This is a genomic window from Aeromonas rivuli (genome assembly GCF_000820045.1).
Lineage (GTDB): Bacteria > Pseudomonadota > Gammaproteobacteria > Enterobacterales > Aeromonadaceae > Aeromonas > Aeromonas rivuli.
In genome coordinates this window covers 12,106-27,838 of the sequence record NZ_CDBJ01000044.1, presented here as the reverse complement: position 1 = coordinate 27,838, position 15,733 = coordinate 12,106, and the positions used below count along the sequence as shown (strand labels likewise).

At 60.9% G+C, this 15,733-nt stretch carries 13 protein-coding genes; 7 read left to right on the top strand and 6 right to left on the bottom strand.

Annotation, left to right across the window (positions count from 1 at the left end):
• The first annotated feature begins 622 nt into the window (after positions 1-622).
• Both BN1130_RS10720 and BN1130_RS10715 read left to right on the top strand, forming a co-directional pair.
• A complete protein-coding gene (locus BN1130_RS10720) occupies positions 623-1,531 on the top strand; it encodes a bifunctional methionine sulfoxide reductase B/A protein (RefSeq protein WP_042041994.1) in 909 nt (302 codons plus the stop codon).
• A 169-nt stretch (positions 1,532-1,700) separates the two neighbouring features.
• The gene (locus tag BN1130_RS10715; protein ID WP_042041993.1) at positions 1,701-3,839 is read left to right on the top strand and encodes an AsmA family protein; all 2,139 of its coding nucleotides are present in this window, start codon (positions 1,701-1,703) and stop codon (positions 3,837-3,839) included.
• A gap of 78 nt (positions 3,840-3,917) precedes the next feature.
• On the opposite strand, the gene BN1130_RS21325 is transcribed toward BN1130_RS10715, so the two are convergent.
• The 3 genes from BN1130_RS21325 to bufA2 form a co-directional block, all read right to left on the bottom strand.
• Positions 3,918-4,724 (bottom strand): HvfC/BufC family peptide modification chaperone, encoded by an 807-nt coding sequence (locus BN1130_RS21325; protein WP_052448213.1) that lies wholly within the window; start codon positions 4,722-4,724, stop codon positions 3,918-3,920.
• Complete coding sequence (gene bufB, locus BN1130_RS10705) at positions 4,708-5,559, bottom strand: MNIO family bufferin maturase (protein ID WP_157013975.1); 852 nt, start codon at positions 5,557-5,559, stop codon at positions 4,708-4,710. Before bufB ends, BN1130_RS21325 begins: the two co-directional genes overlap by 17 nt.
• Positions 5,560-5,648: 89 nt before the next feature.
• Positions 5,649-5,915, bottom strand: a complete 267-nt coding sequence (gene bufA2 / locus BN1130_RS10700) for a BufA2 family periplasmic bufferin-type metallophore (protein ID WP_042041990.1) — start codon at positions 5,913-5,915, stop codon at positions 5,649-5,651.
• 376 nt (positions 5,916-6,291) lie between these two features.
• Here bufA2 and BN1130_RS10695 point away from each other — a divergent pair, with 376 nt between their 5' ends.
• On the top strand, positions 6,292-6,627 hold the full coding sequence (locus BN1130_RS10695; protein WP_042041989.1) for a DsrE family protein: 336 nt from the start codon (positions 6,292-6,294) through the stop codon (positions 6,625-6,627).
• Positions 6,628-6,755: 128 nt separating this feature from the next.
• On the opposite strand, the gene glnE is transcribed toward BN1130_RS10695, so the two are convergent.
• The 3 genes from glnE to BN1130_RS10680 form a co-directional block, all read right to left on the bottom strand.
• A complete protein-coding gene (gene glnE / locus BN1130_RS10690) occupies positions 6,756-9,584 on the bottom strand; it encodes a bifunctional [glutamate--ammonia ligase]-adenylyl-L-tyrosine phosphorylase/[glutamate--ammonia-ligase] adenylyltransferase (protein ID WP_042042000.1) in 2,829 nt (942 codons plus the stop codon).
• Positions 9,585-9,877: 293 nt separating this feature from the next.
• Complete coding sequence (locus BN1130_RS10685) at positions 9,878-10,339, bottom strand: GNAT family N-acetyltransferase (RefSeq protein ID WP_042041988.1); 462 nt, start codon at positions 10,337-10,339, stop codon at positions 9,878-9,880.
• 142 nt (positions 10,340-10,481) lie between these two features.
• The gene (locus tag BN1130_RS10680; protein ID WP_042041987.1) at positions 10,482-11,732 is read right to left on the bottom strand and encodes a methyl-accepting chemotaxis protein; all 1,251 of its coding nucleotides are present in this window, start codon (positions 11,730-11,732) and stop codon (positions 10,482-10,484) included.
• Positions 11,733-11,833: 101 nt separating this feature from the next.
• On the opposite strand from BN1130_RS10680, the gene BN1130_RS10675 reads away from it, so the two are divergent.
• The 4 genes from BN1130_RS10675 (at position 11,834) to hemE (ending at position 15,676) form a co-directional block, all read left to right on the top strand.
• Complete coding sequence (locus BN1130_RS10675; RefSeq protein WP_042041986.1) at positions 11,834-12,586, top strand: potassium channel family protein; 753 nt, start codon at positions 11,834-11,836, stop codon at positions 12,584-12,586.
• Between the two features lie 170 nt (positions 12,587-12,756).
• Positions 12,757-13,356 (top strand): TIGR04211 family SH3 domain-containing protein, encoded by a 600-nt coding sequence (locus tag BN1130_RS10670; protein WP_042041985.1) that lies wholly within the window; start codon positions 12,757-12,759, stop codon positions 13,354-13,356.
• Positions 13,357-13,599: 243 nt separating this feature from the next.
• Positions 13,600-14,397: an NAD(+) diphosphatase gene (gene nudC, locus BN1130_RS10665; protein ID WP_042041984.1), complete on the top strand. Its 798-nt coding sequence runs from the start codon at positions 13,600-13,602 to the stop codon at positions 14,395-14,397.
• A gap of 211 nt (positions 14,398-14,608) precedes the next feature.
• Positions 14,609-15,676 (top strand): uroporphyrinogen decarboxylase, encoded by a 1,068-nt coding sequence (gene hemE / locus BN1130_RS10660; protein ID WP_042041983.1) that lies wholly within the window; start codon positions 14,609-14,611, stop codon positions 15,674-15,676.
• The last annotated feature ends 57 nt before the right edge of the window (positions 15,677-15,733 follow it).

Sequence of the window (15,733 nt, the reverse complement as noted above, 5' to 3'; positions counted from 1 at the left end):
GCTTTTGGATATTCGCGAACAGGATTAAGGAAACAAGGGACCATAGACAGGGCTGCGACTTGCCACTGGCAACTCGGCCCCTGCCTGTGGCACCTTGTGCTTGAGCCGGACCGTGTCCGTCTCCCCGTCCGCTTCGCCAATAAATAGAAAGGCCCTCCCAATCGGGAAGGCCTTTTTGCTTTTGTGTGTTTTTAAGCCGGGTGGCAGCCATGCCCATATGATCCGACCTGCCATGTTTCAGTCTCTTTTAGTCCCCTCCACGTAATTCAAATGGCGCCAAAAGCCCACATTTTTCACCCTCATTATTGGAAACCATGGCTCTGCCGTTAGGGCTTTTACAGGCTTGTTCGCGATCGTTTGGTGCAAATATCAGCCATTGCATCATGATTTGCCATTCTGGCAGACCGATCTGGTTGAGCACTAAGCCACGGGTTCAGTACGCCAATCAGGCAGGTGCAAGACAAGAGAGACAGGTGGGGCGCTCTGCTTGTTGGGTGATCCAACCTGTTTTTACGGTAAGGTTCCTTGTTGATGCTCAGGCTTGTATCTCGCGTCGCCTGGGCTTGAAATAGGACAAGCAGCTCCCCGGTCTACTATTCACCTGCAATAAAGGAGGTCCATCATGGCTGCCCTGACAGAGTTCGAAAAATATGTGATTGAGCAGAAAGGGACCGAGCGTCCCTTCAGTGGCGAGTATTACCGTCACGATGCCCCCGGGCGCTATCTGTGCAAGAAGTGTGGTGCGCCTCTCTATACCTCAGAACACAAGTTCAATGCCCACTGCGGTTGGCCGGCCTTCGATGATGAGATCCCGGGGGCGGTGAAGCGAATTCCCGATGCGGACGGTCACCGGGTCGAGATAGTGTGCGCCCAGTGTGAAGGGCACCTTGGCCATGTATTTGAAGGGGAGTATCTGACCGACAAGAATCTGCGCCACTGTGTCAACTCCGTCTCCCTCGATTTTGAGGCTAGGGAGGGGAGCGAGCCTCAGGGGTCGAAGATGGCATTGGCAACCCTGGGAGCAGGCTGCTTCTGGTGTGTCGAGGCGGTATTCAGCAGCCTGAAGGGGGTCAGCAAGGTCAGCTCGGGTTATGCGGGCGGAGCGGCCAGGGATGCAGATTACCAGCGGGTCTGCTCGGGCCAAACCGGCCATGCCGAGGTGGTACAGATCGAATACGACCCCGCCGTTATCGACTTTGCGACCCTGTTGGAGGCCTTCTTTGCCAGCCATGATCCCACCACTCTCAATCGTCAGGGTCATGATGTGGGTCCTCAGTACCGCTCGGTGATCTTTGCCCATGATGATGAGCAAGTGCGGGTCGCCGGGGCCATGATCAAGGCGCTGGATGAAGCCAAGGTCTTCGCCAGCCCCCTGGTGACCGAGTTGACCGGCTATGATGGCTTCTATCCTGCAGAGGCGGACCACAAGGACTACTATGCCCAGCATGGTGAGCAGCCTTATTGCCAGATAGTGATCCGTCCCAAACTGGAGAAATTCAGGCAGCTGTTTGCCGAACACCTCAAGGGGTGAGGGCATTGTACGAACAGTGTTAACCGCAAAGACCGGCCAATGTGCCGGTCTTTGCCTTATCGGGGTTCAGAAGCTGTCGCCTCCCGATCGTGATGGGGGGCTAGCCCGGCCTGCTGCTGGCGGACCATGGTATAGTCGTGGCAATCGGTTTTTTGAGAGAGAGTGACTCATGAAGAAGATCATCTATGGGGTGCTGGGGCTGGGCGCGGCCTTGCTTGTCGGGGGCGCGGCTCTGGTAACCCTGGTCGACCCCAATGATTTCAAACCCTTGCTGATAGAGCAGGTGAAGAAGAACACGGGGCGGGACCTGGTGGTATCGGGCCCCATCGCATGGACCTTCTGGCCGAGTCTGGGACTCTCCCTCGAGCAGGTGGCGCTGCGCAATCCGAGCGGATTTGCCGAGCCGGACTTGGTGCGCTTCGAACGAGGCCAGGCCTCGGTCGCCCTGCTGCCTCTGCTCTCCCATCAGTTACAGATTGGCGAGGTGGCGCTGGACGGGGCTCACCTTTTTATCCAGACCAAGGCCGATGGCAGCTCCAACTTAAGTGGCCTGAAGAAGGCTGATGGGAGCGTGGCCACAGAGCCCAGTGCCGAGCCTGTGACACGGGGGGATCAGGCTGATCCCAACAAGGCGAAGTGGCAGTTGGACATAGAGAGCATCTCCCTCAATCAGGCCAGTGCTCTGGTGCTGGATGATCGCAGCGGCTCTCGCCTCCAGCTGGCACGCCTCGACCTCGCCCTCGGCGAGCTCAGATTCGATACCTGGGTGCCCATCAGCTTCGCCCTGGAGGGGGAACAGCAGGGGCTCAAATTAGCGGCCAAGGGGGCAAGCAAGCTGAAACTCGGCAAGGATCTCGCGACGAGTGAGTTGCAGGGGCTCGCTGTCGAAGGCTCACTGCAGCAGGCCGATACCCGAGTCGACCATTTCACGCTGAGCGCGGATCGTCTGATGCTGGATCAATCGAGCCAGCTTGACCTGAGTGCTCAAGGAGAGCAGGGAGAGCTGAAGTTCGACCTGAAGAGCAAGCTCAAGGGGCGTCTCAATGGTGCCCAGACTCTGGTCGATTTTAGTGACTTGACCCTCGATGGCTCCTTGAGTGGTCCGCAACTGCCTGAGTCTGGGGTCAAGATGGCCTTGGCTGGTGAGGGGCAATGGGCCATGGCGAATAAAACGTTGACCCTGCCCAAGTTACGGTTTGGCGTAGATGATCTGCAGCTTAACGGCGATGCCAGCGTGGCGATGACGGCAGTGCCTGCCATTCGTTTCAATCTTGCGGCCGAGCGGCTGGATCTGGATGCCTGGCGTCAAAAAATGGACAAGGGGATTACCGCTAACCCCGAGCCGGACAATCAGAGTGCCCCTGCCTCCAAATCAACGAATGCCCCTGTTGCGCCATCAACCATCACGGCTGAACCGGATCTGAGCTGGTTGAAAGGGCTGGATCTGGCCGGTCGCCTGCAACTGGGGACCCTGATCGCCGATGGGGTGACCGCCCAGCAGGTTGAGCTCGATCTGGCCGCCAACAAGGGGCTGGTCAATCTCAAGCATGTTAGTGCCAAGCTGTTTGGCGGCTCGGTTCAGGGGGAGGGGGTGATCGATGCGCGTCAGCAACCGGCCAGCTTCAAGGTACACAAGCAAGTCAAGGGGGTGGATCTGCAGCCCTTGCTTCACAGCGTTGCCAAGACCGACCTGCTGGCAGGCAGAGGCGATGCCGATATTGAGCTCAGTGGCCTGGGACTATCTTCCCATGCGTTGCGTAGCCAGTTGAGCGGCACCATAGGGCTCAAGGTGGAAGATGGGGCCCTGAATGGTATCAACCTGCCGCAGATGCTGCGCGAGGCCAAGGCGACGCTCAAGGGAGAGAAAGCCAGGGAGGTCAAGGAGGCACGCAAGACAGATTTCAGTGCCCTGACGGCGAGCTTCAAGATAGCCAAAGGCGTGGCGAGCAGTGACGATATTCTGCTGTTGGCTCCGGCGCTGCGGGTCGAGGGCAAGGGAAAAACGGAGCTGCTGCCCGAGACCCTGGACTTCCTGATGGCAACGACAGTGGTGGAGACCAGCAAGGGGCAGGGCGGCAAGGATCTGACCGAGCTCAAGGGGATTACCATCCCGGTCCAGATCGGGGGGCATTGGCGTGACCCCAGCTACAAGCTGGACATCAAGGCGCTGCTCGCCGATAACAAGCTGCTGGAGGAGAAGGCGCGCAAGGAGGCCGAGCGCGGCCTCAAGAAACTGCTCGGGGACAAGGCTGAGGATGAGCAAATCAAGGGGGTGGCCGACCAGCTGCTCAAGGGATTGTTCAAATAGCCGGGGACCCCGTCAAGCAAACAGCCCTGCCGAGAGATCGGTGGGGCTGTTTCGTTTGTGTAGCTGAACCAGGCAGTGTCAATCGAGCCGTGATGCGTCTTGCTCCAGCCGGTAACCGCCGAGCAGCCCATCCGTGAGCCACTGTTGCAGATACTGGCCAGCCTGGAAGGCGGCGTTGTCACCGGGCAGGCGGGCATTGAGCAACACGCAGAGCGTTGCGAACGCCTCCTGATGGAGCAGGGCGTCGACCAGAATGGCTTCATCAGCATCCAGGCTGCGGTAGCGGGTGCGCCGCTCGGGATCGCGCCAGATGAGGCAAGGGATGGCACACTCACTGCGCTGTGGGGGAGGGGGGGTCTGCTCGGCCTTGAGTGCCTTCCACACCTCCAGGGAGTTGAAATGCTGGAGATGCAGATCAGTGGAGGGCGTCACCAGGAAGCGCAGATCGGGCCAGGACTCAGGGTCCAGGCGCTGGATCTCGCCGAGGGTCAGTGGCTCGGCATCGGCGGCATCGAAGGCGCCGCGCAGTCGCCATTCGAACTCGGCCAACTCGCTCACCTGAGGATGTTCGGCCAGGGCCTGCTCCAGATAGAGGGGAAACTGAGCCCCCAGCTCACGCAGGGTCCAGCTGTGGGGAGGGCGCTGCTGCAGATACTCCTGGCAGAGGGAAGCAAACATCTCATCCCCCACATAGGCCCAGGTCTGCTCGAAGTCCTGTTGCAGGCACTCCAGCAGTCGGCTCTGGTAGGCGTTGGCATAGATGTACCAGCGCAGATCGGCGGGCAGCGAACCGACAACGAGGGGAATGGGTGGGGTTGCGGTCTGCTGCTGCAAACCCGTCATGAAGGCCTGTTGCAGAGCCTGAAGCTCAACCGGCGTTGACATCTTGCGTCTCCAGAGCCCAGTGCGGGGCGGCAATCTGCCTTGCCTGATCCAGCTCGCTGACCAGTTCAGGGAAGGGGGGGATATGGTCGTCGCGCTCTATCATGGTACTGATCGGCCCGAAGCGGCGCACTGCCCGCTCAAACAGGGTCCAGACAGGATCGACGATGGGGTGGTCATGGGTATCAATGACATAGTCCCCATAGTCGCTATGGCCCGCGAGATGGAACTGCACCACGGCATCCTTGTCGATGGCGTCGAGGTAGGCGTTGGCATCGAAACCGTGATTGCGGCTGCTCACATAGATGTTGTTGATATCGAGCAGCAGGCGGCAACCACTCCGGCGGCTGAGGTGGTTGAGAAACTCATGCTCGCGGTAGTCGGCACCGGCAAATTCGAGATAAGTGGAGGCATTTTCCAGTACCAGGGGGCGGCCGAGATAATTCTGCACCCGATCGATACGCTCGCACAGATGGGTGAGCACGGCATCGGTCAAGGGCAGCGGCAGCAGGTCATGGCTGTTGTGGCCAGAGACACCGGTCCAGCAGAGGTGATCCGACAGCCAGGCGGGCTCTATGCTGCGCATCAACTCTCTCAAGCGGCTGAGGTAATCCATGTCGAGGGGATCCGCCGAGCCTATGTTCATCGATACCCCGTGCATGACGATGGGGTAATCGGCCCGGACCTGCTCCAGGTAATAGCGGGGTTTGCCCCCTGCCACCATGAAGTTTTCCGAGAGGATCTCGAACCAGTCGGCGCCCTGCGCCCCGTCCAGCACCTCTTGGAAGTGGGGAGGCCTGAGCCCTAAACCAAAGCCGAGCCAGGGGAAACTGTGCATCTGAGCTCCTGATCTATCCATGCTTGCCATAAAAAACAGGCCGGTTGCCCCATGGGGTCACCGGCCATTCTACCCTGCGAAAGACCAGGTTAGCGGACTTTACCGCCTTGGGCATTGCACTCTTCGCGCGTCATGCTAAGGAAGCCTTGGCCCTTGCAGCTGCCTTGACCCTTGCAAGCATTGCTGGCGGTCTTGCAGTCATTATGGCCCTTGCAGCTGTTGACTCCCCAACATTGGACCTGATTTTCACCATGTTGTCCGGTATTGGCGGCCAGAGCGGCACCAGAGAGGGAGACGGCAGCCATTGCGAGGGCGGCACCGGCCAGACGGTTCATGGTTTTACGGGTTGCGTGCATGTTCTATCTCCTTGAAGGATTGTCACTCTACCAGCGTTGGCCGAGCGTCCATGTGACTTGATCTTGGTGAGGAGCGACTCCCCCACCACATGAGTCGGGGGATCAAGATGCTCAGACATCATTACGAACCTTGTTAATGAGTTGGATCATAATGGCGCTGCTCTATCGACCTCGCTTTAGAAGACCGAGGGGGAGGGCTTTTACATTCATATAAAATCCATTTTTCTGCCGAAATAATGTCTAGCCCTTGTTATGACTGGGCTGGTATTCAGGTCTGACCAGATGGCTAGGGTCGCTTCTCTTGGCTGGGAGCCATGAGGCTCGCCTTGTGGGGCGGCGACTGTCATCATGGGGATCACTAACAAGGAGGTAACAGATGATTCGAGTGGTCTTTCACCTGTCCGAGCGGGATCGCAGCCGGGCGGCATTCAATAATCTCAATAACTTACTGGCGGCTATGGCTGGTGAACCCGGGGAGCTGGTGTTGCTGGTCAATGGGATAGCGGTAACCAGCCTGCTGGAAGGAGGAGAGAGTGAGCCCGAGTGGGCCGGTCTGCGGCAACAGGGCGTCAGGTTGCTGGCCTGCGCCAACTCCCTGCGAGGTCAGCAGATAGCCCCCGAGCGGCTGCTGGCGGGGGTTGAGGTCGTTTCTACCGGCGTCCTGACCCTGATCGAATTGCAGCAACAGGGCTTCGCTTATATCAAGTCCTGAGCCGGGGCCAAGCATATGGAGCGTTGCTGCTCACCGCATTAGCTGGTGTGGGTGAAGGAGAGCGAGTGGCACACGCCAGCGGACATCGACCCCAGGATGAGGATCCACCCTGGGGTCGGGGCTCTGGCTCAGTCGCCGAGCTGCTGCTGCCACACCTGGCTGACCAGCTGGCGCTCGGCCAGCAGTTGATCGTCTTTTACCTTGCGGCTGATCTCGGAGAGATTGAGGCGGTGCCCCAGGTTGCGGATCTCCAGATAAGCATGTTTCAACCCTTCGGCCTGCTCCAGGCTGAGTACACCGGCCATCACGCACTCATCGAAGATGCGCACGTTATCTGACCAGCGGGTCAGGGCCTGGGGCTCGCTATGGGCATGGGCCAGTACCAGATACTGGGCAAGGAACTCGATATCCACCATGCCCCCCGGGGATTGCTTGAGATCGAACTCCCCCTCTGCCGCCTTGAGCAGGTGACCGCGCATCTTGACACGCATCTCGCGCACCTCCTTGGCCAACTCCCCCAAATCTCGTTTGGTTGCCAAGAGATCGCGTCTGATACGCGAAAATTCGGCGACGATGTCATCATCGCCGTAAATGGGCCTTGCCCGGACCAGGGCCTGATGTTCCCAGGTCCAGGCCTCGTTCTCCTGATACTGCTGATAAGCGGCCAGGGAGGACACCAGCAACCCGGCATCCCCCGATGGGCGCAGGCGCATATCGATCTCGTAGAGGATGCCGGAGGGGGTGCGGGTGCTGAACAGGTGCAACACCCGCTGGGCCAGGCGCAGGTAGAACTGGCGGCTGTCGATGGACTTGGGGCCATTAGTGTAGCTGTTGGGGTCACCCCCGTGCAGGAACACCAGATCGAGATCCGAACCGTAGCCGAGCTCTATGCCCCCCAGCTTGCCATAGGCCACCACGGCGAAGCTGCGCCGACCGCTCTCGGCCACGTCGGGAGGCACGCCGTAACGTTCGCTGATCTGACTCCAGGCCTGATTGACCACCTCTTCCACCAGGGCTTCGGCCAGCCAGGTGAGGTGATCGCTCACCTTCATCAGTGGCAGGGCACCGGCGATGTCGGCGGCGACGATGCGCAGCAACTGCACCTGCTTGAACTGACGCAGGGCCTCCATCTGCTGCTCCACGTCCTCTTCCGGGATGCGCAGCAGGAACTGGCGCAGCTGGGGTTTGTATTGATCGAGGGGCGTAGGGTGGTAGAGGTGCTGGGGATCGAGCAGTTCATCGAGCAAGATGGGGTAGCGGGCGAGCTGCTCGCTCACCAGGTGACTGGCATCGCACAGCCGCACCAGCTGGCGCAGGGCGGCCGGATTTTCTGCCAGCAGCTGCAGATAGGCGCTGCGGGTGAAGATGCGGGTGAGCAGGGTGCAGACCCGCTCGAACAGGCGGGCAGGGGTCTCGCTCGCTACCACAAGACGCAGTAACTCGGGCATCAGCCAGTCCAGGGCGATCCGGCCCTGGGGGCCAATCTGGCGACGCTTGTACTCCTCCTTGAACCGCAGTACGGCCCCGGCCAGCGGCTCGGGGTCGCTGACTCCCTGCTCGGTGAGCAGAATGCCTACTTCGGCGGCATCCAGATCGGTGCGCCACAGATCCAGCCAGGCCTGTTCCAGATGATCCGGCGCCTCCTTCTCTTCCCCGACCACGGCGACGAACTCCCCATGGACGGCGGCCATCTCCTGATCGAGACGGGTCATGAAGGCCTCCCAATCCGGGAAGCCAAGCGCCGTGATGAGCCGCAGCCTGTCGCGCTCCTCCGTGGGCAGGGTCTGGGTCTGCTGATCGCCAATTTCCTGCAACAGGTTCTCGACCCGGCGCAGGAAACGGTAGGCATTGAGCAGGCAATCGCAACGCTCCGGGGTCAGGGCACCGCTCTGGGCGATGGCATTAAGGGCCTCGGGCAGGTGACGCACTCGCAGCAAGGGCTCTCGCCCGCCCCGGATGAGTTGCAGCGCCTGGGCGATGAACTCCACCTCGCGGATGCCACCGGCACCCAGCTTGATATTGTCCTTGAGCCCCTTGCGGCGTACCTCGGCGGCGATCATGGCCTTCATCTGGCGCAGGCCATCGATGACGCCAAAATCGATGTAGCGGCGGAACACGAAGGGGCGCAGCAGCTCGCTGAGCGCCTGGCTCTGCGCGCACTCCTGGCCCAGTACCCTGGCCTTGACCATGGCGTAGCGCTCCCAGTTGCGACCATGGTGCTGGTAGTAATCCTCCATGGCGGCGAAGGAGATGGCCAGCGGCCCCGCCTCGCCAAAGGGACGCAGCCGCATGTCGACCCGGAATACCTGACCATCGACTGTGGTCTGGTGCAGGGCGTTGATCAGCCGCTGACCCAGCTTGATGAAGAACTGTTGATTGGCCAGCTCACGCCGCCCGCCGACCGTGTAACCGTTCTCTGGGAAGGTGAAGATGAGGTCGATGTCCGAGGAGAAGTTCAGCTCGCCCCCCCCCAGTTTGCCCATGCCGAGGATCAGCAAGGGCTGGGGGTTGCCGTCACCATCCATGGGGGTGCCCAGCTCGTCACACTGTTTGCTGTACAGCCAGTCACGGGTGCCACAGATGAGGGCATCCGCCAGTCTGGTCAGGTGAATGAAACTCTCCTCTACCTCGGCGCGGCCGAGGAGCTCACGCCAGGCGATGACCAGCATGCGGCTGCGGCGAAAACGGCGCAGGGTGCGCTTGAGTGCCTCTTCGTCCACCTGGTCGGCGAGCAGGGCCGCGAGCTCCGGCTCATAGGCGCGCCAGCGGTTGTCACTGTGAAGCTCCGTCGAGGCGAGCAGTTCGGCCAGCAGGGTCGGCTCCTGGATCAGGGCCTCGGCGGCGAAATCTGAGAGGCCAAACAGGGTGAGCAGTTCAGCGCGGCTGGCGCCGGTCAGCTCGCCATACTGGGGGGCTTGAACGAGCAGGCGTTGCCAGTGGCGATCGGCCTGGGTCATGAGGGAGGCGGGGAGCACCAAGGTTCTCTTCCTTACGTCTTGGTTAAAGGCAGATGCGGCGGCAGTGGGTGACTGACCGCATCCGGTACCGCTGTTCGGCACCGCATGACCATCAATCTAACATTGCCGGGCCCCGGGCTCATAGGGGCAAGGGCCCGGGTCCCGCAGAAGCGTGAGCCGGGTCAGATGTGCTCGCTGGCAAGGGGGCATCACAGGGGCGGGCAACTCGCAGCCTGTCAGCGGGTTGCACGTTGTCAGATGGCCCATGACGCGGTAGCGCGGGGGCCGGTTCGTCAGCGAATACTGTGATCCTGCTGGTAGATATCCGGCTGATAGCGCTCCATCAGGGTGGCTGGCCGGACGGGGGCCTGGAAGCCGAAGCCGCTGTAGAGCCCATGGGCATCCGAGGTGGCCAGGCTGATGCGGCGCAGCCCCTGGAGGTTCGGGTGGGACAGTATGGCCTGGATCAGCGCCTTGCCGTGGCCCAGGCCACGGTGGGCGGGCAGTACGAACACATCGGAGAGATAGCCGAAGGTGGCGTGATCCGTGATGACGCGGGCGAAGGCGACCTGTTGACCGTCCAGGTAGCCACCGATGCAGAAGGAGTGGTTGATGGCTCGCTGCACGGTGGAGAGGGGAATGCCGAGGCACCAGTAGGCCTCTTGCGACAGAAACTGGTGGATGAGCGGCACATCGAGCCGCCCCTTGTCATCGCTGATTTCCAAGCCGGTGTCACTGTGGTGCAGGTCATGCATATGGGCTCCTTGCCTCGCTCTGGGGAGTATTGAAACGAAAAGAGGAACCCGCAGGTTCCTCTTTTCATAAGGTGACGATAACACCAGGGGACGTCAAGCCTCGATGAGCACCTTGCGCCCTGCGCTCGCGCGCTCATCACGGCTAGTCCAGCTTGAAGGCCTGGATGTGACGATTCAGGGTCTGGCTGTGGGATTCGACCAGCATTGAGGCATCTTGCAGCTCGCGCAGCACCACCACGGATCCCTCGACGATCTGCTTGACCTGCTCCAGGTTGCCGCTCATCTCCTGGGCGACGGCGCTCTGCTCTTCGGAGGCGGTGGCTATCTGGCGGTTCATGTCGGCCACCCCCTGCACCCGCGCCACTATGGTGGTCAGCTGCTCACCGGCCTGGGTTACCTGCTCGACCCCGCGATCGGCCTGAGCCACGCTCTGCTCCATCAGACCCGCGGCGGTGCGGGCACTGCCCTGCAGCTGCTCAATCATCTTCTGGATCTCCACGGTCGCGGACTGAGCCCGGTTGGCGAGGCCGCGTACCTCATCGGCCACCACGGCAAAGCCGCGTCCGGCTTCACCGGCACGGGCCGCTTCGATGGCCGCATTGAGGGCCAGCAGATTGGTCTGCTCCGAGATGCTGCGAATGGTGTCCACCACTGAGCCAATGCGCTCGACCCCTTGCTCCACGTCATGGACGACGCTGGAAGATTGCTGAATGTTGCCGGACAAGGTGTGTATGGTGTTGACGGTATCGGCGACGCAGCGGCTGCCCTCCTGGGCCAGGCGGCTGGTCTCGCTGGTGGAGTGGGAGGCCTGCTCGGCGTGATGGGCCACCTCGCCGATGGCGCCGACCATCTGGGTCATGGCGCTGGCGAGCTGCTCTATCTGGACGAACTCCTCGTTGATCGCCTCATTGGCCTCTTCCATGCAGAGGGTCACCTGGGAGGCGATGTCGTTGAGCTCCTTGCAAGCCAGGCGCTGGCTGCCGAACACCTGCTTGAGTTCGTTCTGGGAGTGGGCCACCGCCTTGGCGATGTCGCCGAATTCGTCTTTGGATGCCAGTTCGACCCGGTGGCTGAGATCTTTTTGGGAGAAACGCTCCAGCAAGCTGACCAGATAGCGCACCTGCTTGACCATGAGGCGGGAGCCCGCCATCAGCAGCACCACAAACACCACTCCCATCAGGGCCGTCTCGAGCAGACCGGTCCAGATCAGGCGGGAGGCGATGTCATTGGCCTTGGCGGCATCAATGCCCTCGCTGAGCAAAGTGCGCTCCAGATTACTGGCATCGAACCAAAGCTTGGTCAGCAGCAACAGGGTGCTAAATACCATCAGCAAGATCACCTTGGGCACCAGACGTATATCACTGAGCCGCTGTTCAAGCGGGTTGAACTGCATAGCTTCTCTCCTTTTAATGGGGGAATTTTCCTTTCTCATCAGGGCTATCGGCATTATCTTCTGTTTTATTAATTGGTTTCCCGTTTAAAGTTGGAATTTGCATGCGACATCACTTAACCCCCCTGCGCGCCATGGATCTGCTGATGGCAATCCTCTCTCTGGTGTCGGTTGGCCTGGTCAGTGTTCGCTGGTTTGGGGTGGCGACCCCACAGACCATGCAGCTCTTCTATGACATCGACAGTCTCATCTGCTACATCTTTCTCGCCCACTTTGCCTATGGCTGGCTGCGGGCGGAGGATCGCTGGGGTTTTCTGAAGGCGAACTGGTTCTATCTGCCGGGTAGCCTGCCCATGGTGGAATCCCTGCGCTGGGCGCGGCTTATTCAGCTGTGGCGTGTCTATCAGCTGTTGCGCAACCAGCCGGATCTGCTGACCATGTTTCGTCGCGAGCGCAATGAGACCACTCTGTCCGGGATCTTGTTGCTGTTCTTTCTGTTGCTCGGGGTGGGATCCGGGGTCATGTTCTGGATTGAAGCCGGTCACCCCGGCAGCCAGATAGAGACCCCCTATGACGCCTTCTGGTGGACGCTGGTGACGCTCTCGACCGTGGGCTACGGGGATCTGGTTCCCAAGACGGAACAAGGGCGTTTCGTCGCCAGCCTGCTCATCCTGTTCGGGGTCGGTCTCTATGCTGCCATCAGTGGCTTCATGGCCAGCCTCTTCCTGCAACCAAGGCATGGCGAGAAGAGAGAAGAAGAGCTGCGCTTCAAGTTGTTGCAGACTCAGCAGACGCAGATGCTGGCGGAGCTACAGAGCTTGCGTGACGAAATCCGTCAGCTCAAACGTGAACCCTGATCCGCGTGTGATACCGCGCCGCGGCGCGCCAGTTCAGGGCCGCGGGTAAACATGGTGGTGTTGAACGGCCTCCCCGCCTCGGGGGGAGGCCGTTTCTTTGCTTGTCCTTTGACCACGGAGCGGCTTAACATTCCAGCCAATTCCTAACCAATCGAGAGAATCGACTGACCATGCGCGCCCTCCTCGGGATACTGATCTGCCTGTGTGCTCAATCCGCCCTGGCCGAGACCCGTTATGTTTCAGACAACATCTATATCTTCATGCACGGCGGACCGGGTACCCAGTACCGGATCCTCGGCAGCGTCAAGGCCGGTGAAGCCCTGGAAGTGAAAGGCGGCCAGGCCGGTTTCACTCAGGTGGTGGATGAACGTGGTCGTGAAGGCTGGATCAAGAGCGACGAGTTGCAGAGCGAACCCAGTCTGAAGGTACGTGTGCCCCAGCTGGAACAGGAGCTGCAAACCCTCAAGGATCGCCTGCAAAACCTCAATGGTGACAACGAGCAGCGCTTCGCCGAGAAGGATGGCAAGATTGCCGAGCAAGATAGCTTGCTCACCAACCTCAAGGGGCAGCTCGACAACCAGAGTGAGGAGCTGGCCAGCGTCAAGGCGCAGAATGATGCCCTGAACAGCAGCATCGACAACCGCGAGCATGATATGCAGATGGATTGGTTCATTCGCGGTGGCGCCATGGTCGGTGGCGGCATACTGCTTGGCATCCTCTTGCCCCTGCTGCCGCGTCGTCGCAAGCAGAGTGAGCGCTGGATGAACTGAGGCCCTGCCGGCCCATGAGGCAGCCAGGCCGCTTGGTCATGATAGAGGGTCGCCCATGGGCGGCCCTTTTTAGTGGGGCGGGTTGTCACTCTTTGGCTGGGGGCAGGTTTTCCACTCAAATGGGTTGAAAAGGGTCTCCCTAGGCTCGCCTGCGAGACGCATCCTTCGTAATATGCGACATATTCCTGGCAGGTTCTTACCTGCCAGATACCCCAATCGAACGTCTAAAAGAGCTTGGCTATCATGGAATTAACCGAACGGGCCCACTGGTTTGTGCTGGCGGGCGATCACCTGATCTGGCTGGATGAGGCGGGCCGAGTCCCGCACTGCACCCGGCAGACGCTGCCCCTGTGCTGGCAGGCTCTGGCCTTCGAGGCATTCGACCTGTGGGAGGGGGCCCCTTGCTATCTCCATGATCTGGGGGAAGGAGAATCACTCCTCGGAGACTCATCGGCGTTTGGAGAGTTGAGCCCATTGCGTCAGCTGATGATGGCGGGAGACGAGGAGGGTTTTCGCCTCGGGGGCCGAGCCTGGCAGCTGGCCAGCTTCCGTCGCAGCCATAAATTCTGTGGCGAGTGCGGCGCCCCCATGACGCCCAAGACAGGGGAGTGGGCACAAGGGTGCCATCAGGGACACATGGCCTATCCGCGCATTTCCCCCTGCATCATAGTGGCGGTGCGTCGTGGCTCCCAACTGCTGCTGGGGGCCCATCGTCGTCACTATCAGGCGGACGACCCCATGTTTACCGTGCTGGCGGGTTTCGTCGAGGCCGGTGAAAACCTGGAGCAGTGCGTGGCGCGGGAGGTGTTCGAGGAGAGTGGCATCCGGGTCGGCAACATCCGCTATGTCGCCAGCCAGCCCTGGCCCTTCCCCCACAGCCTGATGATGGGCTTCACCGCCGAGTACCAGAGCGGCGTGATCCGTCTGCAAGAGGAGGAGCTGGTGGCCGCCGACTTCTTTGAACTCGATGCCCTGCCGCGTATTCCCCCCCATGGCACCATAGCGCGTCGTTTGATTGAACTCTGCCGCGAGACCCTCTAAGGGCGATTGCAATTGGGCGGCCGGTGGGGGGTGGAGAGGCCTCAATTGCCCCGCGGTTGTCCCTGAGTGGCCATTGGCATCGGTGCCGAGGTTGCGCCCTCTCACATCTTTGCACTCCGGGCGGTCAGCGCCCTGGTTTGCATCCCCCGCAGCGGCGCACAAAGTGGTATCATATCCGCCATTTTATGCGTGATATGACTCAGGAACTGGGATGAAAGAGCTGAAGAACGATCGATACCTGCGCGCCCTGCTGCGCCAGGATGTGGACCTGACCCCGGTCTGGATGATGCGCCAGGCTGGCCGCTATCTGCCGGAATACAAGGCAACCCGTGCCCAGGCGGGGGATTTCATGTCCCTGTGCCGCAATGCCGAGCTGGCTTGTGAAGTCACATTGCAGCCCCTGCGCCGCTATCCCCTCGATGCCGCCATTCTCTTCTCCGACATCCTCACCATACCCGACGCCATGGGGCTCGGTCTCTACTTCGAGCACGGCGAAGGCCCGCGCTTCGAGCGCCCCATCACCTCGCTGGCGCAGGTGCAGGCGCTGCCACATCCGGATCCGGAAGATGAACTCGGCTACGTGATGAACGCGGTGCGTACCATTCGCCGCGAGCTGAAGGGCGAGGTGCCGTTGATCGGCTTCTCCGGCAGCCCCTGGACCCTGGCCACCTACATGGTGGAGGGGGGCAGCTCCAAGGTCTTCACCAAGATCAAGCAGATGATGTATGCAGAGCCTCAGACTCTGCACCTGCTGCTCGACAAGCTGGCGGACAGCGTGATCTCGTACCTCAACGCCCAGATCAAGGCCGGTGCCCAGTCCGTCATGGTGTTCGATACCTGGGGCGGGGTGCTGACCCCGCGGGATTACCGCGACTTCTCCCTGCAGTACATGCACAAGATCGTCGATGGCCTGATCCGTGAGAATGAGGGCCGCCGGGTGCCGGTGACTCTGTTCACCAAGAACGGCGGTCAGTGGCTGGAGCAGATCGCCGCCACCGGCTGCGATGCCCTGGGACTGGACTGGACCATAGACATCGCGGATGCCAAGCGCCGGGTCGGTGACAAGGTGGCGCTGCAGGGCAACATGGATCCCTCCATGCTCTACGCCGCCCCCGCCCGCATCCGCGAAGAGGTCGCCACCATTTTGGCGGGCTTCGGCAGCGGCAACGGCCACGTCTTCAACCTGGGCCACGGCATCCATCAGGATGTGGATCCGGAGCACGCCGGGGTGTTTGTGAACGCGGTGCACGAGCTGTCCGGCCAGTACCACGGCCGCTGAGGTCGAACCGCAGCATCCGCATCATGACAACGGGGCCCAGGGCCCCGTTGTGTTATC

Bases quoted from the DNA above. Each gene is read 5' to 3' on its own strand.
- BN1130_RS10720 (WP_042041994.1), top strand. From the start codon at position 623: ATGGCTGCCCTGACAGAGTTCGAAAAATATGTGATTGAGCAGAAAGGG.
- BN1130_RS10715 (WP_042041993.1), top strand. From the start codon at position 1,701: ATGAAGAAGATCATCTATGGGGTGCTGGGGCTGGGCGCGGCCTTGCTT.
- BN1130_RS21325 (WP_052448213.1), bottom strand. From the start codon at position 4,724: ATGTCAACGCCGGTTGAGCTTCAGGCTCTGCAACAGGCCTTCATGACG.
- bufB (WP_157013975.1), bottom strand. From the start codon at position 5,559: ATGCACAGTTTCCCCTGGCTCGGCTTTGGTTTAGGGCTCAGGCCTCCC.
- bufA2 (WP_042041990.1), bottom strand. From the start codon at position 5,915: ATGCACGCAACCCGTAAAACCATGAACCGTCTGGCCGGTGCCGCCCTC.
- BN1130_RS10695 (WP_042041989.1), top strand. From the start codon at position 6,292: ATGATTCGAGTGGTCTTTCACCTGTCCGAGCGGGATCGCAGCCGGGCG.
- glnE (WP_042042000.1), bottom strand. From the start codon at position 9,584: ATGACCCAGGCCGATCGCCACTGGCAACGCCTGCTCGTTCAAGCCCCC.
- BN1130_RS10685 (WP_042041988.1), bottom strand. From the start codon at position 10,339: ATGCATGACCTGCACCACAGTGACACCGGCTTGGAAATCAGCGATGAC.
- BN1130_RS10680 (WP_042041987.1), bottom strand. From the start codon at position 11,732: ATGCAGTTCAACCCGCTTGAACAGCGGCTCAGTGATATACGTCTGGTG.
- BN1130_RS10675 (WP_042041986.1), top strand. From the start codon at position 11,834: ATGCGACATCACTTAACCCCCCTGCGCGCCATGGATCTGCTGATGGCA.
- BN1130_RS10670 (WP_042041985.1), top strand. From the start codon at position 12,757: ATGCGCGCCCTCCTCGGGATACTGATCTGCCTGTGTGCTCAATCCGCC.
- nudC (WP_042041984.1), top strand. From the start codon at position 13,600: ATGGAATTAACCGAACGGGCCCACTGGTTTGTGCTGGCGGGCGATCAC.
- hemE (WP_042041983.1), top strand. From the start codon at position 14,609: ATGAAAGAGCTGAAGAACGATCGATACCTGCGCGCCCTGCTGCGCCAG.